Source organism: Noviherbaspirillum sp. Root189, assembly GCF_001428545.1.
In the GTDB taxonomy this organism is placed as follows: domain Bacteria; phylum Pseudomonadota; class Gammaproteobacteria; order Burkholderiales; family Burkholderiaceae_D; genus Noviherbaspirillum.
The window spans coordinates 157,011-181,931 of record NZ_LMHZ01000013.1; the positions used below are offsets into that span (position 1 = coordinate 157,011).

General features: G+C 57.2%; 20 protein-coding genes and 1 riboswitch. Of the genes, 8 read left to right on the plus strand and 12 right to left on the minus strand.

What is annotated here, in order from left to right:
- Positions 1-73: 73 nt before the first annotated feature.
- The 4 genes from ASE07_RS10260 to ASE07_RS10275 all read left to right on the plus strand — a co-directional run bounded on the left by ASE07_RS10260 (position 74) and on the right by ASE07_RS10275 (position 3,695).
- The gene (locus ASE07_RS10260) at positions 74-523 is read left to right on the plus strand and encodes a DUF2782 domain-containing protein (RefSeq protein WP_057290718.1); all 450 of its coding nucleotides are present in this window, start codon (positions 74-76) and stop codon (positions 521-523) included.
- A 49-nt stretch (positions 524-572) separates the two neighbouring features.
- Positions 573-1,529, plus strand: a complete 957-nt coding sequence (locus ASE07_RS10265; RefSeq protein ID WP_057290719.1) for a homoserine kinase — start codon at positions 573-575, stop codon at positions 1,527-1,529.
- 2 nt (positions 1,530-1,531) lie between these two features.
- A complete protein-coding gene (locus ASE07_RS10270; protein WP_057290720.1) occupies positions 1,532-2,314 on the plus strand; it encodes a BPSS1780 family membrane protein in 783 nt (260 codons plus the stop codon).
- A gap of 154 nt (positions 2,315-2,468) precedes the next feature.
- Complete coding sequence (locus ASE07_RS10275) at positions 2,469-3,695, plus strand: HD-GYP domain-containing protein (RefSeq protein ID WP_057290721.1); 1,227 nt, start codon at positions 2,469-2,471, stop codon at positions 3,693-3,695.
- A gap of 224 nt (positions 3,696-3,919) precedes the next feature.
- Here the strand turns inward: ASE07_RS10275 and ASE07_RS10280 are convergent, their stop codons facing one another.
- From ASE07_RS10280 to thiC, 7 genes are all read right to left on the minus strand, one after another.
- Positions 3,920-6,193 carry a UvrD-helicase domain-containing protein gene (locus ASE07_RS10280; RefSeq protein WP_057290792.1) on the minus strand — a complete coding sequence of 758 codons (2,274 nt, stop codon included), beginning with the start codon at positions 6,191-6,193 and terminating at the stop codon, positions 3,920-3,922.
- 126 nt (positions 6,194-6,319) lie between these two features.
- Positions 6,320-6,940, minus strand: coding sequence for a thiamine phosphate synthase (gene thiE, locus ASE07_RS10285; protein WP_057290722.1), 621 nt, complete (start codon positions 6,938-6,940; stop codon positions 6,320-6,322).
- Positions 6,937-7,728 carry a bifunctional hydroxymethylpyrimidine kinase/phosphomethylpyrimidine kinase gene (thiD, locus tag ASE07_RS10290; RefSeq protein WP_057290723.1) on the minus strand — a complete coding sequence of 264 codons (792 nt, stop codon included), beginning with the start codon at positions 7,726-7,728 and terminating at the stop codon, positions 6,937-6,939. Before thiD ends, thiE begins: the two co-directional genes overlap by 4 nt.
- Positions 7,725-8,531 (minus strand): thiazole synthase, encoded by an 807-nt coding sequence (locus ASE07_RS10295; protein WP_057290724.1) that lies wholly within the window; start codon positions 8,529-8,531, stop codon positions 7,725-7,727. The genes thiD and ASE07_RS10295 overlap by 4 nt, the downstream gene beginning before the upstream one ends.
- Before the next feature lie 108 nt (positions 8,532-8,639).
- Positions 8,640-8,996 (minus strand): endonuclease domain-containing protein, encoded by a 357-nt coding sequence (locus tag ASE07_RS10300; protein ID WP_057290725.1) that lies wholly within the window; start codon positions 8,994-8,996, stop codon positions 8,640-8,642.
- A gap of 105 nt (positions 8,997-9,101) precedes the next feature.
- Complete coding sequence (gene thiS, locus ASE07_RS10305) at positions 9,102-9,302, minus strand: sulfur carrier protein ThiS (protein ID WP_057290726.1); 201 nt, start codon at positions 9,300-9,302, stop codon at positions 9,102-9,104.
- Positions 9,303-9,306: 4 nt separating this feature from the next.
- Positions 9,307-11,220, minus strand: a complete 1,914-nt coding sequence (thiC, locus tag ASE07_RS10310; protein WP_057290727.1) for a phosphomethylpyrimidine synthase ThiC — start codon at positions 11,218-11,220, stop codon at positions 9,307-9,309.
- Between the two features lie 45 nt (positions 11,221-11,265).
- Positions 11,266-11,372: riboswitch (TPP riboswitch) on the minus strand.
- Positions 11,373-11,824: 452 nt separating this feature from the next.
- Between thiC and ASE07_RS10315 the strand changes: the two genes are divergently transcribed.
- The 3 genes from ASE07_RS10315 to ASE07_RS10325 all read left to right on the plus strand — a co-directional run bounded on the left by ASE07_RS10315 (position 11,825) and on the right by ASE07_RS10325 (position 19,499).
- Positions 11,825-15,775, plus strand: coding sequence for a ShET2/EspL2 family type III secretion system effector toxin (locus ASE07_RS10315; RefSeq protein WP_057290728.1), 3,951 nt, complete (start codon positions 11,825-11,827; stop codon positions 15,773-15,775).
- Positions 15,776-16,137: 362 nt separating this feature from the next.
- Positions 16,138-18,951, plus strand: coding sequence for a valine--tRNA ligase (locus ASE07_RS10320; protein ID WP_057290729.1), 2,814 nt, complete (start codon positions 16,138-16,140; stop codon positions 18,949-18,951).
- A 98-nt stretch (positions 18,952-19,049) separates the two neighbouring features.
- Positions 19,050-19,499, plus strand: a complete 450-nt coding sequence (locus ASE07_RS10325) for a DUF2147 domain-containing protein (protein ID WP_235548421.1) — start codon at positions 19,050-19,052, stop codon at positions 19,497-19,499.
- A gap of 138 nt (positions 19,500-19,637) precedes the next feature.
- On the opposite strand, the gene ASE07_RS10330 is transcribed toward ASE07_RS10325, so the two are convergent.
- The 3 genes from ASE07_RS10330 to ruvA form a co-directional block, all read right to left on the minus strand.
- Positions 19,638-20,468: a 2-keto-4-pentenoate hydratase gene (locus ASE07_RS10330; protein ID WP_057290730.1), complete on the minus strand. Its 831-nt coding sequence runs from the start codon at positions 20,466-20,468 to the stop codon at positions 19,638-19,640.
- Between the two features lie 354 nt (positions 20,469-20,822).
- Positions 20,823-21,887, minus strand: coding sequence for a Holliday junction branch migration DNA helicase RuvB (ruvB, locus tag ASE07_RS10335; RefSeq protein WP_057290731.1), 1,065 nt, complete (start codon positions 21,885-21,887; stop codon positions 20,823-20,825).
- A 45-nt stretch (positions 21,888-21,932) separates the two neighbouring features.
- Positions 21,933-22,511 (minus strand): Holliday junction branch migration protein RuvA, encoded by a 579-nt coding sequence (ruvA, locus tag ASE07_RS10340; protein ID WP_057290732.1) that lies wholly within the window; start codon positions 22,509-22,511, stop codon positions 21,933-21,935.
- 115 nt (positions 22,512-22,626) lie between these two features.
- Here ruvA and ASE07_RS10345 point away from each other — a divergent pair, with 115 nt between their 5' ends.
- Entirely contained in the window at positions 22,627-23,193 is a 567-nt protein-coding gene (locus ASE07_RS10345; RefSeq protein ID WP_057290733.1) for a hypothetical protein, read from the plus strand.
- Here ASE07_RS10345 and ruvC read toward each other — a convergent pair.
- Complete coding sequence (gene ruvC / locus ASE07_RS10350) at positions 23,190-23,732, minus strand: crossover junction endodeoxyribonuclease RuvC (RefSeq protein WP_057290734.1); 543 nt, start codon at positions 23,730-23,732, stop codon at positions 23,190-23,192. The genes ASE07_RS10345 and ruvC overlap by 4 nt on opposite strands.
- A gap of 211 nt (positions 23,733-23,943) precedes the next feature.
- Positions 23,944-24,828, minus strand: a complete 885-nt coding sequence (gene galU, locus ASE07_RS10355; RefSeq protein ID WP_057290735.1) for a UTP--glucose-1-phosphate uridylyltransferase GalU — start codon at positions 24,826-24,828, stop codon at positions 23,944-23,946.
- Between the last annotated feature and the right edge of the window lie 93 nt (positions 24,829-24,921).

The following is a 24,921-nucleotide window of genomic DNA, read 5'->3' on the forward strand; positions in this document are numbered from 1 at the left end:
GAATGCTGCACCACGACTTGACTCTTTTCAGCATTGATGTCGGTCTGCTGTCATTTTAATAACAAGACACCTTATGATGCGCACACTCATGGCCATGGTCGTTACCGCAGCCGGCATTGCAGCCGCTGCCATGCCGTTGTCGGCACTGGCCCAGCAATCCGCCGGTAACGGTAACGATTCGCCACCACGGCCCCCGCAATTACAACCGCTGGAAGAAGGCGAAGAACCGGCTGTGACCATCCGCCCGCCTGACAACCAGGGCAAGATCAGCGAAAAGCGGGCTCCGGGCGGCAGAGTGACCGAAATCAAGGTTACCAGCGGCGGCAGCACGTATTACCTGAAGCCGGATGTGGCTGGAGGCAGCACCCTGCCTGGCGATGCACAGAGCAGCGGCCTGCGCGCCGCGCAATGGGAAGTGCTGGAATTCGATCTCAGCCGCGCGAAAGAAGCGAAAGAGGCGGACGCCGTACCAACCGACGCCACCGATGCCGCAGTTGTTCCGCCGCCCCCTGCGCCAAAATAAGCTTAACGCTCCCCTGGTTACCTGACACTTTTCTCTTTCGATTCCGCTCATGGCAGTTTTTACTCCGGTCAGCCTGGATGACCTTATCGACTGGATGCCCCAGTTCAATCTTGGAAAACCGCTCGCAATCAAGGGCATCGCTTCGGGTATTGAAAATTCCAACTTTTTCCTGACCACCGAGACCGGCGAATACGTCCTCACGATTTTCGAGAAGCTGACGTTCGCGCAACTGCCGTTCTACCTGCACCTGATGCGGCATCTCGCCGAACGCGGCGTGCTGGTGCCGGTACCCGTCGCCAACCATCAAGGGGAGATCATTCATTCCCTGCATGGCAAGCCGGCTTCCATCGTCACCAAGCTGGAAGGCAGTTCGCAAATGTCGCCTGAGCCGGTGCATTGTGCAGAGGTCGGTGCCATGCTCGCCAAGATGCACCTGGCCGGACAGGATTTCGGGATCCGCCAGCCCAATCTGCGGGCAATCGATTGGTGGCAGGCGACGACGCCGGTGGTGCTGCCCTATATTCCCGAAAGCCAGCAGCATCTGTTGCGTGCCGAAATGCATGCGCAGGAAGCATTTGCGGCCTCCCAAATTTATCACCAGCTGCCGAAGGGTCCGGTACATGCGGACCTGTTCCGCAACAATGTCATGTTTGACGGCGAACGGCTGACCGGTTTCTTCGATTTCTATTTTGCCGGCTGCGACACCTGGCTCTTCGATGTCGCCGTCACGGTCAATGACTGGTGCATCGACCTGGAATCCGGCGCGCTCGACGAGCCGCGCGTACGCGCCCTGCTCGATGCTTACCATGCGGTGCGGCCGTTCAACGAGGCCGAGAAGCAGGGCTGGCGGACGATGCTGCAAGCCGGCGCGCTACGCTTCTGGCTGTCGCGACTGTACGACTTCTACATGCCACGCAAGGCCGAAATGCTGACACCGCACGATCCCACGCATTTCGAGCGCATTCTGCGCCAGCGCATCGAACATCCAGTTCCTGTACTCTACTGAGCATGGAAAAATTGCCCGCAAACGCTGGCTGGCTATGGGTGAAACAAGGTTTTGCCTTGTTTCGCAAGCAGCCGGCCGAAATGGCGACCCTGTTTCTCGCCTACATGTTCCTGATGCTGATCATTGGCATCGTGCCTTTGCTCGGCCAGATTTTGCCGATGGTGCTGGTGCCGGTTTTCTCGATGGCATTCATGCAGGCCTGTACCCACATCGAACAGGGCAAAAAGGTCTATCCCAACCTGTTGCTGACCGGCTTTCGCAAACCGGCGTTTGCATCGCTGCTGAAACTCGGTGTGCTGTACCTGATCGCTGCGGTGGTGGCGGTCGCGGCATCGGCGCTGATCGATGGCGGCGTATTTTGGCAAGTGATGAGTAGCGACAAAGCACTGGATCGCGAAACCATCCGTAATTCCAACATGTCGCTGGGCATGATGTTTTCGGCAGCAATCTACATTCCTGCCGCAATGGCGTTCTGGTATGCAGCGCCGCTGATTTTCTGGCAGAAGATGAGCGTCGGCAAGGCCGTGTTTTATAGCTTCTTCGCCGTCAAGCGTGCGGGCAGCGCCTTTCTTGTGTACGGATTGAGCTGGATGTTGATAGGCGTCTTGTTACCGGCGCTCGTCAGCAGTCTGATTGCGATGCTGTTTGCAAAATCGTTCGTTGTCATGCTGGTCCTGCTGCCGCTGTCCCTGATGCTCACAGTCGTCATGTACTGCTCGTTCTATCCCACCTATACGGCCATCTTCGGGCGCCCGGATTCTACTGCGCCTGCCCTTCTGAACTAGAGCGCCCGCTTCCGGACTTTGCCCGGTATCAACGGCACCGTCGACTGCAACGCTCTCACTCTAAATAATGCCCCGTCGCAACAAAATGGCTATACTTGCCGCATAAGCAGCCAGGTCGGCTGCTGCCATGGGTCCTGTCCACAGGGGAGTCCCGATGATCAAGAAAATCGGCATTCGTCAGCTCAAAGTCGGCATGTATGTCCACGACCTCAGCTGTCACTGGATGGATCATCCATTCCTGCGCAGCCAGCTGATGATCACGTCGGATGAAGAAATCCGGAAGGTCGTCGATGCTGGTATCCATGAGCTGTATATCGACACGTCCAAGGGTCTCGATGTACCGGACGCGCCCACCGCGGAAGAAGCGAAGGCTTCGCTGGAGCATGAAATGCTCGATTTCGCCAGGCGCCAGGCGGCGCCAGCGATACGGGTATCCGTTGCGGAAGAAATGGCGCGGGCAGTCCAGGTCAAGAATCAGGCGCACCAGCTGGTACGCACCGTCATGCATGATGCGCGCCTCGGCAAGGCGATCGAGCTCGATCAGGTCGAGCCGGTGGTACAGAACATCACCGAATCCATCCTGCGCAATCCCGGCGCGCTGACCGGCCTGCTGCGCATCAAGAACAAGGACGATTACACCTTCCTGCACTCAGTCAGCGTATGCACGCTGCTCGTGGCATTTTGCCGCTCCGCCGGGATGGACACCGAGTTGACCCGCCAGGCGGGACTGGGCGGCCTGTTGCATGACACCGGCAAAGCGCTGGTGCCGGATGAAGTGCTGAACAAGCCGGGCCGCCTGACGGACGAGGAATTCGATGTCATTCGCAAGCATCCGAAAGACGGCTACGAGATCCTGCTGAAGACGCCGGGCGTCGGCAACATCCCGCTCGACATCACCTTGCATCACCATGAGCGCATGGATGGCAGCGGTTATCCGGACAAGCTGCCGGGCGAGCAGATCAGCACGCTGGCACAGATGGCGGCGATCGTCGATGTATATGACGCGATCACGGCGGATCGTTGCTATCACAAGGGGATGCCGGCGGCAGAGGCGCTGCGCAAGATTTTTGAATGGAGCAAATTCCATTTCAACCCGCAGCATGTACAAAGCTTCATGCGCTGCATCGGCATCTATCCGGTGGGGACGCTGGTGCTGCTGGAATCGGGACGGCTCGGCGTGGTGACCGAACCGCATGAGACCAATCTGCTGGCGCCAAAGGTCAATGTCTTCTTCAGCACCAAGTCCAATACCTATATCAAGCCGATACAGGTCGATCTTTCCCGCCCTCTCGGTATGGGAGGCGGCGACAAGATCGTCAGCCACCAGTCGCCGGAGAAGTGGCGCGTGGATCCGATGAAGTTTTTCAGTTTGGCGGCGTAGCGGCGCCTGCTTCTGTGGAGAAAGCTGGTGAAAGGTTGTTGCGGCAATTGTTTTGCCGGGCTGGCCGCGCGGGGTGAGGAACTTACGAACAACGGGTGTTGATTCGACCGTCACACCCCCACCCTAGCCCTCCCCCTACGAGAGGGAGGGAACCGGACAAAGGATAGGTGGACGTGAAGATATAGATTTGAAAATCCGCCAATCCACTCCGACGCCTTACTCCCTCACCCGCTGACCCGCTCCAGCTTCGCGATATTCAGATCCAGCAGCTTCATGCCATGCTTTCCGAAGTTGATATGCGCACGCGAATTGGTGCCGCCACCTTCGATGTTGACGATCACGCCTTCACCGAACTTCTGATGCGACACGGTCTCGCCAATACGCCAGCCAATATCCTTGCGCACGAAGCTTTGCGCAATGACATTGACGCCACTTTCGGGCGCATCATCCCATGCCGATTTCTTCTGGCCGAACCAGTGATGCTGCAACTTGGGCGATAGCCATTTCAATGAGCCTTCCGGCAGCTCGTCGAAGAAGCGCGACTTCATGTTGTAGCGGGTCTGGCCGTGCAGCATGCGCGTTTGCGAAAAGCTCATATACAGCCGCTTCTTGGCGCGAGTGATGGCGACATACATCAGGCGCCGCTCTTCCTCCAGCCCACCCTCTTCCTGCGCGCTGTTCTCATGCGGGAACAAACCTTCTTCGAGACCAGTAATGAACACCGCATCGAATTCCAGTCCCTTTGCAGAGTGCACGGTCATCAGCTGCAGTGCATCCTGGCCGGCCTGCGCCTGGTTGTCGCCCGCTTCCAGCGAAGCATGCGACAGAAAGGCGGACAGCGGCGACATCACTGTCGGCAATGGCGCATCGGCATCAATCACTTCATCGCCGTTCGGTAGCGGCGTGCCGGCAGAGGCATCCGCCTTCGGGCCGAGGAAAGCCGGGGTATCGATGCCGAATCCTTCTTCCGACACGAACAGCATCGCCGCACTGACCAGCTGCTCCAGGTTTTCGATCCGGTCTGCGCCTTCCTTTTCGTTCTGGTAATGCGGGATCAGGCCGCTCATGTCGAGCATGACCTTGACCATTTCCTGCAGCGGCAGATTTTGCGTTTCGAAGCGCATCGCCTCGACCAGCTTGACGAACGAACCCAGTGACGAGCCCGCCTTGCCGGCCACATAAGGCACCGCCGCGTACAGGGAAATGCCGTACTGGCGCGAGGCATCCTGCAACTGCTCGATCGACCGCGCGCCAATGCCGCGCGTCGGAAAGTTCACCACGCGCAGGAAAGCCGAATCATTGTGCGGATTGTCCATCAACTGCAGGTAGGCGATCGCATGCTTGATTTCAGCGCGCTCGAAGAAGCGCTGGCCGCCATACACGCGATAGGGAATACCGGCTGTAAAGAGGGCATGCTCGATCACGCGCGACTGCGCATTGGAGCGGTAGAGGATCGCAATTTCACTGCGCAAGGCGCCATCGGCGATCAGGCTTTTGGCCTCCTCGATAATCCATTGCGCTTCCTGGATATCACTGCTCGCCTCGTAAATGCGCACCGGTTCGCCATGACCGGCATCGGTACGCAGGTTCTTGCCGAGCCGCTTGCTGTTGTTGGCGATCAGCGTGTTCGCGGTATCGAGGATGTGGCCGTGCGAACGATAATTCTGTTCCAGCTTGATCAGGTTCTGCACGCGGAATTCGCGTTCGAACGCGACCATGTTGCCGACGTTCGCGCCACGAAATGCGTAAATGCTCTGGTCATCGTCGCCAACCGCAAAGACCGCATTGTTTTCACCGGCCATCAGCTTCAGCCAGTTGTATTGCAGGTTGTTCGTATCCTGAAACTCGTCGACGAGAATATGGCGGAAGCGCGACTGATAATGTTCACGCAGCGGCTGGTTGCGACTGAGCAGTTCATAGGTGCGCAACAACAGTTCGGCGAAATCGACCACGCCTTCGCGCTGGCACTGGTTGTCATAGGCATCATAGAGTTCGACGAAGCGACGGTTGTATTCGTCATGCGCTTCCACATCCCGTGCACGCAAGCCTTGGTCCTTGGCGCCGTTGATGAAGTACATCAGGTTGCGCGGCGGGTATTTTTCGTCGTCGACGTTCAAGGCCTTCAGCAGGCGCTTGATCATCGACAGCTGATCGGCCGAATCGAGAATCTGGAATGTCTGCGGCAGACCGGCATCGCGGTAATGCGCGCGCAAGAGTCGATTACACAAGCCGTGGAAAGTGCCGATCCACATGCCACGTGTATTGATCGGCAACATTGCGGACAGGCGCGACATCATTTCCTTCGCCGCCTTGTTGGTGAAGGTCACCGCAAGAATGCCTGCGGGAGAGACTTGCCCGGTTTGTATCAGCCATGCGATACGCGTGGTCAGCACACGGGTTTTGCCGGACCCGGCGCCCGCAAGAATCAGTGCGGGCTGGGCCGGCAATGTCACTGCTGCAAGCTGTTCGGGATTGAGATTGTGGAGAAGATTCTGCATCCACAGATTATATCCGTGCAGCGAAATCCCCACCGCCAATATCTGGCATTCATTGCTGCGCTGCAATGGCCTTACGCGCCTTATGCGGGTGGCGCAACGCGCGATGCTTAGGGATGCGGCGCGTGGTTAATCCGACAAGCCGGTGAACAACCGTGCAAATCCACGCGCCGCGCTTTCCGGATCCTCGACCATGTAGACACTGCTGATCACTGCCACCATGTCGGCGCCCAGCGCAACCAGCGGTGCTGCGTTTTCCTGTGTCATGCCGCCGATGACGACGCTGGGCAAGGGAATGCTTTCCCTTGCCTGCGTCACGATGTCGGGCGGCGTCTTGAAATCGTATTTCTTGACGCGTGACGGATAGAAACCGCCGAAGGCCACATAGCTTGCGCCTGCCGCCTGGGCGTCCTGCGCCAGTTGCAGCGTACCGTAACACGATGCGCCGACGATTTTCGATGGGCCGACCACCTTTCGTGCTTCCGCCACCGAGGCATCGGTACCGCCTACATGAATGCCATCGGCATTGAGTGCGATGCACAGATCAAGGTGGTCATTGATGATGAAAGGGCGTCCATATTTGCGGCAGAGACGTTGCAGTTCCCTTGCCTGCTCGTGGCGTAATTCGGGCGATGCCGTCTTGTGCCGATACTGTATGAATGCCGCCCCGCCGCGCAGACCCGCTTCCGTCGTCTGCAGCAGTTTCTGCGTGTCGTCCCAATCGGGAGTGACCAGATATAAACCTTTCATGCCTTGTTCTCCAAAGTTGCGCTGCGGTCAGGGATACGTTGTCCGTCCGCGATGGCATACGCTGACATCAGCGCATGCTGACAATAGGCCTGCGCCGACTCGATTGCCTCCATCATGGGTTTGCCGTGCGCCAGCAAAGCAGCGACCGCAGATGCAAGCGTACAACCGCTGCCGTGAAATCCGCCGTCCAGCCGCGGCCAGGTCCAGGTGCGTTGGCCGCTATCCGAGTACCAGCGATTGACGACATCCGGGCCACTGTCATGGCCGCCCTTGATCAGGACATTCGGACACTGGAACAGCAGTTTGTCGACCTGCGCTTCCAGTCTCCTTTCGCCTGCACACAGTTTTTCTGCTTCGGGCAGATTGGGAGTCACGAGCGTTGCCATCGGCATCAGTATCGCCATCGACTGCACGGGATTGTCTTCCGACAAATGATCGCCATGGCCGCTTGCCAGCACGGGATCGAGCACCACCGGAAGATTGGGCTTGCTTATTTTGAGTCGGCGCAGCGTGTCAGCAATCGCTTCGGCATTGTCGCGGTTGCCGACGATGCCGATCTTTACCGCAGCGATATCGATCTTGTTCATCAACACCTGCGCCTGCTGCCGCACCAGATCGGCTGCCACCGGTTGCACCTGATACACACGGTCGTTGTCCTGCACGGTCAGTGCGGTGATGACCGGCAGCGGATGCGCCCCCATGGCGGAAATGGCCTGGATGTCCGCCTGGATGCCGGCGCCGCCACTGGGATCGGAGCCGGCAAAAACAAGAACGCTGGGCCGTGTCACGTCGCGCGGCCTTCCATCGGCGAGGACGGCGACGCGGAGAAGCGCTTGGGAATACGTCCGGCGAGATACGCATCGCGTCCGGCTTCCACCGCCAGTTTCATCGCACGTGCCATACGAATCGGATCGCGCGCACCGGCAATCGCCGTGTTCATCAGCACGCCATCGCAACCAAGTTCCATCGCAATTGCCGCATCGGAAGCGGTGCCGACACCGGCATCGACCAGTACCGGTACCTTGGACTGCTCGATGATCAGTGACAGATTCCACGGGTTCAGAATGCCCATGCCGGAACCGATCAATGATGCCAGCGGCATCACGGCGACGCAGCCGATCTCTTCCAGCATCCTCGCCTGGATCGGGTCGTCGCTGCAGTAGACCATGACGTCGAAGCCATCCTTCACCAGGGTCTCAGCCGCCTTCAGGGTTTCCGGCATGTTCGGGAACAGCGTCTTTTCGTCGCCCAGTACTTCGAGCTTGACCAGCTTGTGCCCGTCGAGCAGTTCGCGTGCAAGCTGCAGGGTGTAGACGGCATCTTTCGCGTTGTAGCAGCCGGCCGTGTTCGGCAGGATGGTGTAACGCGACGGCGGCACGACGTCGAGCAGGTTGGGGGCTTTCGGGTCTTGTCCGATGTTGACGCGCCGGATGGCGACCGTAATGATTTCCGCGCCGCTGGCTTCGGTCGCCGCGCGGGTTTCTTCGAGGTCGCGATATTTGCCGCTGCCTACCAGCAGGCGGGAGCGGTAGGTTTTGCCGGCGATGGTGAGGCCTTGTTCGTCCGGACTATTGCTGTGCTGCCTGGTCATAAAATCTCCTCTTTCACTCCACTCAGGAAAAGTGTTACGCCCCTTGAAGGCTATTCATCACCTATAAGTCGTCAAGACCTTGATGTTCCCTCCCTTTCAAGGGGAGGGTTAGGGTGGGGATGGGTTCAAAGCATCCCAAATCACTTGCATCACCTCATCAGTTCGATACAACACTTCGTTATTCCAAAACCGCAGCACGATATATCCAGCGAACTTCAACTTTTCTGAACGTGCGTCATCGTATTGCTGGTTCTCCGCATGTTGCGACCCATCTACTTCCACAATTACCATTCGCTCCAGGCAAACAAAGTCAAGCACATACTTTTCGAATGGATGCTGCCGTCGAAATTTCACACCAAGCTGTTTTCCGCGAAGACGCTGCCATAAATGCAGTTCGGCGTCTGTCATCGCTTTTCTTAACGCTTTGGATGCTGGTTTGGAAAACGTGTTGGTTTGGCCTTGCATCTTTCGTTTGTCCCTGTGTCTTCAGCCCATCCCCGCCCTAGCCCTCCCCTTGAAGGGGAGGGAACGTCCTTTAGACTTAACCTGGCTGGTAACCTTCTTTACACATCAACCGCCGCCAATCGCCCGCACAATGTCCACGCGATCATTCGGACGCAAGGCCCGCTCAACCCACTGCTGTCGTGGCACGATTTCACGATTGATTGCCACGGCCAGCGACTTGCCAACCAGATCGAGCGACACGATCAATCCCTGCACGTTTTCATTGTCGGCAACCGCATGCGGCGCACCGTTCAGTTCGATCTGCATGGCCTTACTGCTTGCGATAGATTTCCGCGCCACTCTTGATGAACTCGACGGCTTTCACTTCCATGCCTTTCTTCAGCGCCTGTTCGTCGGAGATGCCTTGGCTGGCAGCGTAGTCGCGCACATCCTGTGTAATCTTCATCGAACAGAAATGCGGGCCGCACATCGAGCAGAAATGCGCGACCTTGGCCGAATCCTTCGGCAGTGTCTCGTCGTGGAATTCACGCGCCTTGTCCGGATCGAGGCCGATGTTGAACTGGTCTTCCCAGCGGAATTCGAATCGCGCTTTCGACAAGGCGTTGTCGCGAATCTGTGCTCCCGGATGGCCCTTGGCCAGATCGGCCGCGTGTGCTGCCAGCTTGTAGGTAATGATGCCTTCCTTGACGTCAGCCTTGTTCGGCAGGCCGAGGTGTTCTTTCGGCGTTACATAGCACAGCATCGCCGTGCCATACCAGCCGATCATCGCGGCGCCGATGCCCGAGGTAATGTGGTCGTAGCCGGGCGCGATATCGGTGGTCAACGGCCCCAGCGTATAGAACGGCGCTTCATGGCACTGCTCCAGTTGCAGGTCCATGTTTTCCTTGATCAGGTGCATCGGCACATGGCCGGGACCTTCAATCATCACCTGCACGTCATGCTTCCACGCGATTTGCGTGAGTTCACCCAGCGTTTTCAGCTCACCGAGCTGCGCTTCGTCGTTCGCATCGTAGATCGAGCCAGGACGCAGGCCGTCGCCCAGCGAGAACGACACGTCATAGGCTTTCATGATGTCGCAGATGTCTTCAAAGTGCTCGTACAGGAAGGATTCCTTGTGATGCGCAAGACACCATTTCGCCATGATGGAACCGCCGCGCGACACGATACCGGTCATGCGCTTCGCGGTCAGCGGCACGTATTGCAGCCGCACGCCGGCGTGGATGGTGAAATAATCAACACCCTGCTCCGCCTGCTCGATCAGCGTGTCGCGGAAGATTTCCCAGGTCAGGTCTTCGGCCTTGCCGTTGACCTTTTCCAGCGCCTGGTAAATCGGCACGGTGCCGATCGGCACCGGCGAATTGCGGATGATCCATTCGCGGGTTTCGTGGATGTGTTTGCCGGTCGACAGATCCATCACGGTATCGCCGCCCCAGCGGATCGCCCAGGTCATCTTTTCGACTTCTTCGCCGATCGACGAAGTCACTGCCGAGTTACCGATGTTGGCATTGATCTTCACGAGGAAATTGCGGCCGATGATCATCGGTTCGATTTCCGGGTGGTTGATATTGGCGGGAATAATGGCGCGGCCGCAGGCGACCTCGGAACGGACGAATTCCGGTGTGATCTCGGCGGGAATCGCAGCACCGAAGCTCTGGCCCGGATGCTGGCGACCCATCAGGTCAGCCAGTTTTTGTCCCATCGGGCCGGACGCTTTCAGGTTTTCCAGATATTCCTTGCGACGCATATTTTCGCGGATGGCGATGTATTCCATTTCCGGCGTGACGATGCCCTGACGTGCGTAATGCATCTGGGTCACATTCTTGCCGGCGATGGCGCGGCGCGGCTTGCGATGCAGGTTAAAACGCAGCTCCGCAAGCTTGGGGTCGTTCAGCCGCTCGATGCCGTATTTCGAGGTCGGCCCGGCCAGTTCCTCGGTATCGTTGCGTTCCGCGATCCATCCCGCACGTAGTGCGGCCAGGCCGGAGCGAATGTCAATGCTGACATTCGGGTCGCTGTACGGACCGGAGGTGTCATATACCGTGATCGGCGGATTTTTTTCCGCGCCAAACGAAGCCGGTGTATCGGCCTGGCTGATTTCACGCATCGGCACCCGGATATCGGGACGCGAGCCTTCGACATAGATCTTGCGGGAATTTGGGAGGGGCTGGATTGCGGCTTCGTCGACCGTGGCGGTCGCGGCGAGGAATTGGGGATTGGCGTTCATAAGGTTCCTTTGCTCAAAAAAAGCGAAAGGAACCTCGGAATGGGCGTGTTTTTCCGATTGCTTCCCTTCGCTGGCATTACCCAGATCAGGTTCGAGGGTATTTCTCACCCGGCCACGTGAATCATCGTAGGCCAGGACCCCTAGCGTCCCGCTTGTAAAACGTTGTAAAACGAATCGCATTATACCGGCCAAGCCCAGCCAAGTCAGCCGCGATTTTTATATCCTTTTGACAATCTTTTGTGAATTGCCGCCTTCTTCAAATTGCGCCAACACGCATCGGACAACGCGTCCTAATCAAAGCATTCGCGAGTGGAACTTTTGCAATCGGCTACCGCACTGCCAGCGTCGTCAAGGAGTCTGTAATCGCCATGGCGTCTACCGATCTACCACGCTCTATGCCAATGGAACTTATTCCCTCCCCGAAACCACCCACTACGGTACGCAATCGTTAAAAGCGTTAACGGATCATCCAAGTGAGAAAGGGCCGCAAGCGCGACCACGCACGCCAGTGCGAAGGGGAACACTCTGACAAAGCGCCAGCGGGACTCAATTAGTCTTAAATCAAACTTGCGCGGCACGATAGCAAGCAGAGGCAGAGAAAGATATGGCCATCAATAATCGTTTTCCCATCAGTTCCCCGACTGATCTGTCCGCGCTGGTTAGTTCGTCGCAGGCCACGCCCTTGCAGCAGCTTGAGCAAGCGATCACCAGATCGGATATCAATAGCTTCAAGAGGCTCGTAGGCGAAGTTGACATCTCTGAGCTCAAGCTCGACTTCCTGAGGAAAATACCCAACGAGCAGATGCGCGAGGCGGTGAAGTTTTACCGTAATCAGCAAAAACTCTATCCCAATCCAGGGACCTTGGCTCTGGATTGGGAGATGCACATCTGTCATTTCGATTTCACACCTGATTTCGTTCTCCGCTGCGGCCTAACAAATGAGATGCGCGCCCAAGTGATGGAAGAGGTCAAGGCGAACCATGCGCTTTCGGGTGAATCGCTGGACATGCTCCGTGCGGCGCTATTACTCACACCGATCTCAATAGACGAAGCGACTTGGCTGCGTGCAGCGGTGAAAGCTGGGCGCATTGATGACCCGGGCATAGTCCAGGTTATCAACACCTTGGTGCATCACAAAAAGGTGGGAGAGGGTTCACGCGAAAGTCTGAACGACGGGAAACTGCAGTTGCCTCCCGAGAGGCGCGGAGGGCCACGGATGACCGCATGGTGTCGGCATCTGACCCTCTTACTTCAGGAGGAATCCCAAAAGATCGGGGATGTCATGGACAACCCAGGCGGATTGCCAAAATTCGGCGGGCCGCGCATCAAATCGAATTTGGCTTCGTTTCAAGATGCAAAATCTCTCCAAGCGGCCCTTGATCGGAGTCTCAAACTCGAAGCGAAATATAAACGAGTGCTAGCTCAGGCAACTGAAACGTATTTCGTAAAGAATCGGGATTTCGGAGATGTTCTGGTCGGGCAATTCGAACAGATGGAGGCTGAGATGATGAGTGAAGGGCGGGACTCAGCCGGCAAACAGTTCGTCCTAGAGTCGTTCGTTCACGCCATGAACCTCGACCTTGTGATCAAGACGAAAGAGAACGGAAAGAAGCACTATGTTGCGCGCCTCTACGACCCCAATATCACCGGCGACCATGCGCGCCTTGATACAACCGAATGGGAAGGACTTTCGCTGGAGGGCCTGTCGACTTGGATTGAGGATCAGGAATCAATGGATCTCTATTTCGACAACGCCCCTGGTTGCATGTTGTACCGACGTCGCGAGGAAGAACTTAACGAGGACAAGCCGCCTATCCTGGACCGCACTGTGACAAGCTGCGGCCCTCTGAAGCACATTGAAGATTTCAAAGCCGCTCTGCAGTACTTTGTGCATAAAGGCTTTGCTGGAAGTATTCAGCAACTGAAGGATCAGCTCGAGAAATTAGACACCGGGGAGACATTCGATGTGCTGAAATGCGAAGCCCATCCCGATAGCCAAGGACTGCTTGATCGGGGTATCACATTGCCATGTACCACCGGAGCGGTCGACACTATTCTTGCCTATGGTCAATTATTGGAACTAGTCCCCTCGCACGCTGAGGAGCTGCTACGGCTTCGAGATAGCGATGGGAAAACCGCACTTCACCATGCACTAACGCCAGATAACTATACCGAGGTTCTTGCTGCCTTCACGCACGTCCTACCGAGAGGCAGTGCCGCAGCGGTGATGATGGACAAAACAGACGATAAAGAGCAGAACACTGTGCTTCACCTTGCGATGCTAACGGATGGCCAAGAGGTTGCAGCCCTTTACCCCCTTCTGGAGCGCGTTCCCCCTGAAGACCGTCTCCGCGTTTTTCAAGAAGAAAATGCTAAACGACAGAGGCCGTTGGATATCTTGTTCAGCGGTTTCCACATTAATGAGGAACAGAGTCGCGCGTGCGGGAAGCTGCTCACCTTGCTACCCGAGGCTGATGTCATGACATTGCTAGACGAGTTGCTAAAGAGCCTACCGACAAACGTAAAGGCGGCTCAAAATTTCCAACACCTATTGAACAGTAAGGGGCTGACTCGTCTTCACCTAGCATGCAACCGACAGCCCCCTGACCTCAATATGGTCAAAAACTTACTCTCCACTACAGGTAACGACGTCAACAAAAGAACCTCCGATGGTAATACGCCGCTCGACTTGATCTGGGACGCCGATAGAAGGTCACCCATCGCCACACTTTTGCTGGAGCGCGGCGGACTGTCTGCAGCGGAAAGACATATGGACGCGTTCAAAGAGACGTTGACGGAGATACTGCAGGCTGCGACCAATGCGGTGGACAAAGGAGGACAGTTGCTTCATGCGGCGGTAAATTTGAGTAATGCTAACGCCGCCAAGGTGGTATTGGACGTCGTCGGCGTAGACGCGGCTCGCATTGCAAACGAGAACGGCCACACCCCCTTGGCCGTTGCCTGCGGCAAGATAAATCTCCCCATGGCGAAGACGCTCCTGGAGTGGACAGGGCCGGACGGAACGGGGATCGATGTGGGCCAGAGGGACGCGGCAAGCAATACAGTTCTGCATTGGATAGCCAAGCTACGGATGGAGAGTATTCCCCCGCAGTCGCACAGCGACGCGTTCGCTTTGCTGAACCTGGTGTACGAACACATCAAGGCGAAGGTACCAAACTTCGACATCAACGCAAAAGCAAGCGACGGCTTTAGCCCGTTTGAGGCGGCGGTGGTTAGTCAAAACGTCGACATGGTGCGCCAGATGCTTGCGCTGCCCTATTCGTTGGATGAAACGGGACGGCTTACTTCAATCTCGATCAATCCCAACCAGTTGAGAATCTCCCTCAATCCACAATATGTGTCGGAGTCCGAGTTGTCCTTCGCGTTGGCGCTGGCTGCGCAGGGAGGTACAAAATGGGCGGACATCGCCAAAGCCTTGCTGAACGATCCGCGCGTCGATCCGAACCGGGCGATTAGATGGTTGAGTGCCGCCCGCCCTGGACAATTCACTCCGCCGATTCAAAGCGCGTTAGTCACGCTCGGCTTCTTGCCGGATAGGGACTCATGGATTTCGGTCCTCCAGACATGGGCGGACACGAAGCCGGTAGGGGTCGAGCAGGACATGACGTTTGTAGCATTTACCAACTCCCAGCTGGGCCATGCGCTGTATGTGAGCGCGCAGTCGGAAAGTAACCCGACAATCAGAATGAACACCTTGAAACACGCATGTGAGCGTTTTTCGCTCGCGCTGGTACAGCAACTGCAACAAGATCCTACCGGGACAAGCCCTGCGGCCCAGCAATATGCGCAGACCTATTGGAAGTCGGTCAACGTGGCGCAGAAAATGGTCCCTGAAATGGTCCCTGAAGAGTGGCGTGGCCAGCTCGTCCCAATAAGAAACAGCGAAGGCCACTCTCTGTTTTTCTCGGTTTTACAGACAGGAAATCGCGCCTTGGTAGATGGCCTGGGTGGTTTACTGATGACGCTATCGCCCGAGGAACGCATGGAAAGGCTCGTACCGCGCACAAAAGCTGACATCACCTCCATGTTGGCGTCGATCGACGCTTATTGTTCAGCGGTCCAAAAAGTATCCACAGACCTGGATTCCAATGCGAAAAACAAATTAATCAAGCGTATCGAAACAAGTCTGGATTCTGCCGAAGACGTCGCGACCGCAAACAGACTCACTAATTATCTCAGGATGGCGTTGTTTGGAACTGAAGTGAAAATCAGGTCCGTGGAAGAAGTGGAGACAGACTCCCCCGAGGAACGTATCGTCTTCGTAAAAATGAGGTCAGTGGAAAAAAGCGCCCGCGAGAAACGCCTCGTCCTCATGGCGGCCGATCGCTATCGGAAATACGACCCCGCCACCACTGAGTTACTCAAGCATGACATCAAATTAGAAGCATTCAACGTTCTTGATCCAAACGAGCAACTGGATTTTGTCAATAAGTTGCGGCGCTCGTCATCGTCTACGGATCAACAGCAATTGCTCAATTTGTTGCCCAAACTGACACATGCACAACGAGAGGCACTGACTCCCGAGTCGGCGTAGTCCTCCTCCGCGACATCGGCCGCGGAGATTCCCTCACGGTAGGAACCGTTATTCCCGCCAAACCGGTTGCTCTATTTCAGATGCAGGACAATGTTCAAGGCGTAGGTTGCGTCCCTAACGGGCAATCACTCTACAAAGGGGGAGTTTCAAGAACTGCAACACGCCCATTAGCGCTCAAGTACCGTTGCTACTTTGCTAGCAGTTCACTTTCATTGAGGGCGCATGTGTTTTATTCGGCGCGACTGCCATCATTGCTCCGCAGTGGTTCTTTGGTGACTGGCGAACAGCACACTCAGAGTTTCAAGGCTCATTCGCGATGGCTCCCTTATAATCGAGGTTTTCGCAAAGCATTCAATAAAATCATGGAATTAGCCAAGTCTTTCGAGCCCGCCGACATTGAGAAGCACTGGCGTACCGAATGGGAACAGCGCGGTTACTACACCGCGACGACCGACGCCAGCAAGCCGGCCTTCAGCATCCAGTTGCCGCCGCCCAATGTGACGGGCACGCTGCACATGGGCCATGCATTCAACCAGACGGTGATGGACGGCCTGACACGTTACTACCGGATGCGCGGCCACAATACCGCCTGGATCCCGGGTACCGATCACGCCGGCATCGCCACGCAGATCGTGGTCGAGCGCCAGCTCGATGCGCAAAAGATTTCGCGCCATGACCTCGGCCGCGAGAAATTCCTCGAAAAAGTCTGGGAATGGAAAGAGCACTCCGGCTCGACCATCACCGGCCAGATGCGCCGCATGGGCGCCTCCACCGACTGGAGCCGCGAATACTTCACGATGGACGAGAAGATGTCCAAGGCGGTGACCGAAGTCTTCGTCCGCCTGTTCGAGCAGGGCCTGATCTATCGCGGCAAGCGTCTGGTCAACTGGGACCCGAAGCTGCTGACCGCAGTCAGCGACCTCGAAGTGGTATCGGAAGAAGAAGACGGCCATATGTGGCATATCCGCTATCCGCTGGTCGATGGCAGCGGCCACATCACGGTCGCGACCACGCGTCCGGAAACCATGCTGGGCGACGTCGCCGTGGCCGTGGACCCGACTGACGAGCGCTATACCGCACTGGTCGGCAAGCTGCTGAAGCTGCCGCTGACCGATCGTGAAATCCCGATCATCGCCGATGACTACGTCGACAAGGAATTCGGCACCGGCTGCGTGAAGATCACGCCCGCGCATGACTTCAACGACTATGCGGTCGGCCAGCGTCATAATCTCGACAAGATCAGCATCCTCACGCTCGATGCGAAGATCAATGAGAACGGCCCCGCCAAGTATCAGGGCATGGATCGTTACGAGGCGCGCAAGCAGATCGTCGCCGACCTCGAAGCCGCCGGCCTGCTGGAATCGGTCAAGCCGCACAAGCTGATGGTGCCGCGCGGCGACCGTACCGGCGTCGTGATCGAACCGATGCTGACCGACCAGTGGTTCGTCGCGATGAGCAAGGCGGCGCCCGAAGGCACGCATTTCCCCGGCAAGTCGATCGCCGAAGTCGCGCTGGAAAAAGTCTCCGGCGGCGAGATCAAGTTCGTGCCCGAAAACTGGACCACGACTTACAACCAGTGGCTCAACAACATCCAGGACTGGTGTATTTCACGTCAGCTCTGGTGGGGTCATCAGATCCCTGCATGGTATGACGACGAGGGCAACATCTACGTCGCGCGCAATGAAGCGGATGCGCAGGCGCAGGCCGGCGGCAAGACGCTCAAGCGCGAGTCCGATGTGCTCGACACCTGGTTCTCGTCCGCGCTGGTACCGTTCTCCTCGCTCGGCTGGCCGGAAGAAACGCCTGACTACAAGATGTTCCTGCCCTCATCCGTACTGGTGACCGGCTTCGACATCATCTTCTTCTGGGTTGCGCGCATGGTGATGATGACCACGCACTTCACCGGCAAGGTGCCGTTCGAGACCGTGTATGTGCATGGCCTGGTGCGCGATGCCAGCGGTCAGAAGATGTCGAAGTCCAAGGGCAATACGCTCGATCCGATCGACCTGATCGACGGCATCGACGTCGAGTCGCTGGTCGCCAAGCGCACCACCGGGCTGATGAATCCCAAGCAGGCGGAAAGCATCGCCAAGGCCACCCGCAAGGAATTTCCAAACGGCATTTCAGCGTTCGGCACCGACGCGCTGCGCTTCACGATGGCGAGCTACGCATCGCTGGGCCGCAATATCAATTTCGACCTGAACCGCTGCGAAGGCTATCGCAACTTCTGCAACAAGCTGTGGAATGCGACGCGCTTCGTGCTGATGAATACCGAAGGCAAGGATTGCGGCTTCGACGGCGCTTCCTGTGGCGAAGGCGGCCGCGATTTCTCGCAGGCCGACCGCTGGATCGTCTCGCTGCTGCAGCGGACCGAAGCAGAAGTGGAAAAGGGTTTTGCCGACTACCGTTTCGACAACATCGCATCGGCCATCTACAAGTTCATCTGGGACGAGTATTGCGACTGGTACCTGGAAGTGGCGAAGGTCCAGATCCAGACCGGCAATGAAGCCCAACAGCGCGCAACCCGCCGCACCTTGTTGCGCGTGCTGGAGACCGTGCTGCGTCTCGCGCATCCGATCATTCCGTTCATCACCGAACAATTGTGGCAAAAGATTGCACCGATGACCGATCAGCAGCTTGATGCCAGCGGCGAATCGATCATGCTGCAGGCCTATCCGCGCCCGAATCTAGAAAAGATCGACGACAAGGCCGAAGGCTGGATAACGCAGTTGAAGGCCATGACCGATGCATGCCGCAACCTGCGTGGCGAAATGCAGCTGTCGCCCGCACAGCGTGTTCCGCTGGTGATCGAAGCCGCAGCCGGCGAGCAGGAGAACGTGCAGTCCTTTGTTCCCTATCTGCAAGCCTTGGCCAAATTGTCCGATGTGCAGGTTGTGACCGCGCTGCCGGAATCCCCGGCACCGGTGTCCGTGGTCGGCACCGTCAAGCTGATGCTGAAAGTGGAGATCGATGTCGCTGCCGAACGCGAGCGCCTGTCGAAAGAGATCGTCCGACTCGAAGGCGAAATTGCCAAGGCAAACGCCAAACTGGGCAATGAAGGCTTCGTCGCGCGTGCCCCCGCGCAAGTGGTCGCCCAGGAGAAAGAGCGTCTCGTGACCTTTGGAGCCACACTCGACAAACTGCGCGAGCAATTTGAGAAACTGCAAAAAAGCTAAGAAGCCCACACGGGACACGTGGATCTGTCGACTTTGCCGCTTCGCTTGCATGGCGGAATGGTCGGCAGACCCATCAGATTTCAGGAGATAAGAACACCATGATTAAAACAATGATGCGCTTCGGCATGGCTGTTGCAGTCCTCGCGGCATCCGCCGCCTGGGCGCAGGATGTATCGCCGGTAGGTTTGTGGAAAACCATCGATGATGAAACCGGCAAGCCGAAATCGCTGGTGCGGATTACCGACAACGGTGGCGAACTGCGCGGCAAGATCGAAAAGCTGTATCGCGATACCGGAGAAGATCAGAACCCCAAATGCGACAAATGCGAGGACGCTCGCAAGGACCAGCCCATCGTCGGTATGACCATCATTACCGGCATGAAGAAGGATGGCAACGAATACAACGGCGGCCAGATTCTTGATCCGGCCAGCGGCAAGGTCTACAAGAGCAAGATGTCACTGAATGACGGCGGCAAGAAACTCGATGTGCGCGGGTATATCGGCGTGCCGATGCTGGGCAGGACACAGACTTGGGTGCGTGCTGAATAAGCACACCACTCATAAAACAAAAATGGCGCCTTCTTCGCAGTAAGGCGCCATTTTTTTAAGCAATCCACCGACACGCAATGTCTACGGCATGCCGCTCAGTGGGTACAAGCTTCAGCTATGCAAACAAGCAGCCATCCATCACACAAATGACACCGTCAATCCCGGCAAACTCACACCCGAAAAGGCTGACGTCCAGGTTTCCCCCGGCTTGATTGGACACACATCTGTCCAGGTACCGGTCGTAATGATTTCCCCTTCGGTCAAGCCCGCAAACTGCGGCTGCTCCTTCAGCAGCTGGTGCAGATGCCAGAGTGCGTGCAGCGGGCTGCCCAACACATCGCTGCCAAATCCCGCGGAACGCAGTTCATCTCCGCATGACAGCGACAGGCTGGCATTGGCCAGTACCAGAGCCAGATTGCGCCGGCTGGCGGCCGACAGCATCTTCGGTTCGCCAACGATCAAGGATCCGTGCAGACCAAACGCGGCGATCGAGTCAGCGAGTTCAAATTTCCAGTCGGGAAAAGGACAGGTCACGATCTCGAAGGCGTGTGCCATCCATTCAACACATTCCGCCAGCTCTTCCATGGTCGCCTCCGGATCGGGCGTCCTACCCAGCTTGAGCACCAGTTCCGGGCCGATACGCGGCTGCATGGCGCCACGCAGGCACTGCAAGCCGCGATTATTTTCCGTGTAACGGACCGTGGCATCAAAGACCGGCGTCCAGATGGGCGCGCTGATCGGCTCGCGTTCGCCGTATTTCGACCAGATCTTGCGGTTGGTGAAACCGATTTTGCGCCCGATGGGCGTTTCACCCTGGGCAATACGAATGTCCATGGTGCAGCGGACGATGTCGTAGCTGTCTGCAATGGAAAGAGGCGATTCGGCGGACAACGGAGGCATTAGCTGCGCCTGCGCCCGCGCATCGAGAAGTTGATGCGCATAGCGGTTGGCTTGCGTGGACATGAGCATGGTGGAACTCGATCGGGGATGGAGAACGGGTTGAACGCCGCATCCTGCAGCAGGGTTGATACAGATGAACGCAAAGGTATCAATATTGCTGCGGAACGCGTTTTTCTTAAACAAAATAATGCGAAAAAAGTGCGACCGTGCTTTAACAGGCCATTATAAATTGATCTTTGTTGATTCCTTAAGAAGCATTATCGATACCGTATTTCTACGGATGACGAAATGACAACCTAATGGTTGTCGCGTTGATCAGACTACCTACTTTGCTGAAGGTTGCAGTCCAGCCGCCTGTGCCAGTACCAGTGCGTTGAAACGCGGTCGGCATGCCGAAGCGACCGGCCAACGGGCATTCAGGCATTAACCCGGCCCTTGGTTCCAGAGATCGCCGGTCGGACTTGTGCGCGGCGCCGTCACGCCGAAATGGGTATACGCGGCTGGCGTGGCAATCCGTCCGCGTGGCGTACGTTGCAGGAAGCCTTGCTGAATCAGGTAAGGCTCCAGCACATCCTCGATGGTGTCACGTTCTTCGCCGATCGCAGCAGCAAGGTTATCCAGTCCGACCGGACCACCGTTGAATTTGAACAATACCGCTTCCAGCAGCTTGCGGTCCATGATATCGAAACCGACCGGGTCGACATCCAGCATCTGCAGGGCCGCGTCGGCCATGGGCCGGGTGATTTCGCCATTGCCCTTGACTTCCGCATAGTCGCGCACACGCCGCAGCAACCGATTGGCGATACGCGGCGTGCCACGGCTGCGCTTGGCAATTTCCAGCGCCCCATCGGGCACGATCGCTGCGTTCAACAACGATGCGCTGCGTGTCACGATCCTGGCCAGCTCTTCGGGCGTGTAAAACTCGAGTCGGGCCACAATGCCGAAGCGATCACGCAGCGGATTGGTCAGCATGCCGGCACGCGTTGTCGCGCCGACCAAGGTAAAAGGTTGCAGGTCCAGACGCACGGAGCGTGCGGCCGGCCCTTCGCCGATCATGATGTCGATCTGGTAATCCTCGAGCGCCGGGTACAGGATTTCCTCGACGACAGGAGAGAGTCGGTGGATTTCGTCGATGAACAGCACGTCGTTCGGCTCAAGATTGGTCAGCAAGGCAGCGAGATCCCCTGCCCGCTCCAGCACCGGGCCGGAAGTCTGGCGCAGGTTGACGCCCATTTCGCGCGCGATGATGTGTGCCAGCGTGGTCTTGCCCAAACCCGGTGGACCGAACAGCAAGGTATGGTCGAGCGCTTCACGACGCTGGCGTGCAGCGGTGATGAAGATATCGAGCTGGGCATGGATTTTTTCCTGTCCGACATATTCATCGAGTTGCTTGGGACGCAGCGCGCGTTCGATCGCTTCTTCGTTGGAAGAAGCCGGCGTAGCGGAAATAATCCGCTGTTCGCTAAAGTCATCGGTTTGAATACTCATCTTGAGCCTGTCGTCTTCGGTCAGTCTTCAATCGTCGGTAGGGCGTTATCCCTTTGACAGTGCCTTCAGCGCAAGCTTGATGCCTTCCGAGACGCCCGTGCCGGCAGGGACCTGCTTCATGGCGAGCGCCGCTTCCTTGTCGGAATAACCCAGCGCGACCAGCGCATTGAGAATGTCCGAGGTGGCGTCGCTGTGCAATGCGCCGCCGGGGGTGCCGAGGTCTGCGCCAAGCTTGCCTTTCAGTTCCAGCAGCAGGCGCTCGGCGGTCTTCTTGCCGATACCAGGGATCCTGGTGAGGCGCCCGGCTTCCTGCAGCGTGATGGCCTGGGACAAATCACCGACCGACATCCCGGAAAGGATGGACAATGCAGTCCGTGCACCAACACCGGAAATCTTGATCAGTTGCTTGAAGACATTGCGCTCTTCGACACTGCCGAAGCCATACAACAGATGGGCGTCTTCACGCACTGCCATATGGGTCAGCAACACTACTTTTTCACCCATTGCGGGCAGGTTATAAAACGTACTCATAGGTACATCGACTTCATAGCCGACGCCATTGCAATCAATCAGCAATTGAGGCGGATTTTTCTCAAGCAGGGTTCCGGAGAGGCGACCTATCATGGTAACGATTCGAAATAATAGTCACTTGCATCATACAGGACATTCGCTTCTCAAACCCAATAACGGCAAGGGATTTCCCCTTGTCAGGCAGCGCTCCGGATAAGGATTTTTTCTGATGAACGAGGCTCCAATACAGCGGGCGCACGACGTGATCGATGTCGAGTTCACGCCGCGCGATGCATCCGGGCAGGTTCGCCTGCAACCACCTTTGAAGCGGCGAATGTTCCTGCAACTCCAACGCATTCTGCGCAGCAATGTACTGCGCCATCCTCTTTACTGGACCGGCACACTGCTCGGCATGGCATGGGCTTCGCCGCTGACCGCAGTCGGCCTGGCCATGGCCGTGCCGATTATTGTCTTCCGCGGCCACGGACAACTGGTGCGCGGACATACGGTGGCACTGCTGGTGCGCGGTAAGCTTGCTGATTTGCTATTGCGCCGTCATCCCTTTGGCGCAATGAATGCGATGGCGATCGGTCATATCGTCATTGCGTCGAGTGACGGCTTATCTTCACGCGTGCTGATTCACGAACTTGCCCATGTAAGACAGGCTGCAAGGTGGGGACCGCTATTTCCGTTTGCATACCTGGCGTCCAGTGCATGGGCAGCCTTGCGCGGCAAGGACGCGTATTGGCACAACCGTTTTGAAGTCGCCGCGCGCCGCGCGGAAAAACACTTTTAGCCGATCAGGCGACCGCGCCGCACACGCAGGCCTTTCTTTGCCAAGGCGGGTGCCAGTCCACCCAAGGTGGACAGGACATCGCCGCTATGCGCATGACAAATGGCAACACCGAGTGCGTCGGCAGCATCCGTGCTGGGCATGCCAGACAGGAACAGCAGGCGCTGAACCATGTCCTGCACCTGCTGCTTTTGCGCCTTGCCGTGACCCACCACCGCTTGCTTGATTTGCAGCGCCGTGTATTCGGCCACCGCTAGGTCGGCGTTGACCAGCGCACAGATTGCCGCACCCCGCGCCTGTCCGAGCAGCAGCGTGGATTGCGGGTTGACGTTGACGAAGACTTTTTCAATCGCCGCGCAATCCGGCGAATAGGTGCGGATGATTTCAGAGACCCCGGCAAGAATGGTTTTCAGGCGTTGCGGCAGATCGGCGTCCGGGGTTTTGATCGTTCCGGAGGCGACGTAGCTGAGTTTGTTGCCCTGCTTGTCGATGACGCCAAAGCCTGTCGTGCGCAAGCCCGGGTCGATGCCGAGGATTTTCATTGGACGAACTCCTGGCGTTGAATACATGCGGGACGGTGACGGCAAACGGGCATACGGAGTGTCATTTCATCAAGGCGCCGCGGTGGGATGAGGGGTATATCTTCAGGTGTATCCGCGGGTCATCATTGATTCTAGCGAATCAACTCGTCATGCACCAATTGAAATCGTCACCTGCGGGCATAGTTGACGCGCCATGGCGTCGTAGTCTCATTCAATGCTTGCCGAAATCGTAATTCGCCGCCCACTGGTGAAACGCGTCGCCGACTTCGGGATGGCGTTGACCGAATACCATGCTGGCCTGAAGATAGCCGAGCTTGGACCCGCAGTCATAGCGTGTACCTTGATACCGGCATGCCAGTACCTGTTCTTCTTTTAACAGCATCGAAATGCCATCAGTCAGCTGGATTTCCCCACCGGCGCCCTGCCCGACCTGTTCAAGATGCGCAAAGATGCGCGGGGAAAGAATATAGCGGCCAACGACGGCCAGCGTAGATGGCGCTTGATCGGGCGCCGGCTTTTCCACGATGTCGGTCACGTGTTCAAGTTGTTCCGACAGCGGCTGGGTACGGACGATACCGTAGCTTCCGGTGTCGGCACGAGGTACGTCCTGTACGCCGAGTACCGAAGCTTGATGCTGCGCGAAGACATCTACCATCTGCTTCATCACCGGAGTCGGACCGTCGAGCAAATCATCGGCCAGCAGCACGGCAAACGGTTCATCGCCGACGACCTGTTTCGCACACAGTACCGCATGGCCGAGGCCGAGCGCCTCCGCTTGCCGGATGTACACATAGTTCACGTTGGGAGGCAGCATGTTGCGCACCATCTCGAGCGTTTCCGCCTTGTTGCGCGCGATAAGCTCATTTTCCAGTTCATAGGCCTTGTCGAAATGATCCTCGATGGCACGTTTGCCGCGACCGGTAACGAAGATCATCTCGGTGATGCCGGCCGCCGCGGCCTCCTCCACCGCATACTGGATCAGCGGTTTGTCCACGACCGGGAGCATTTCCTTTGGACTGGCCTTGGTGGCCGGCAGGAAACGTGTGCCCAGGCCGGCTACTGGAAAGACGGCCTTGCGGATGATTTTTTTTGACATGAAGCGCTACCAATTCATCAACTTATACAGCTGACCATGCTGTTGATTGCATCGCAGCAAAGGCACCAACCAATGTTTGATGTTTGGCGCCCT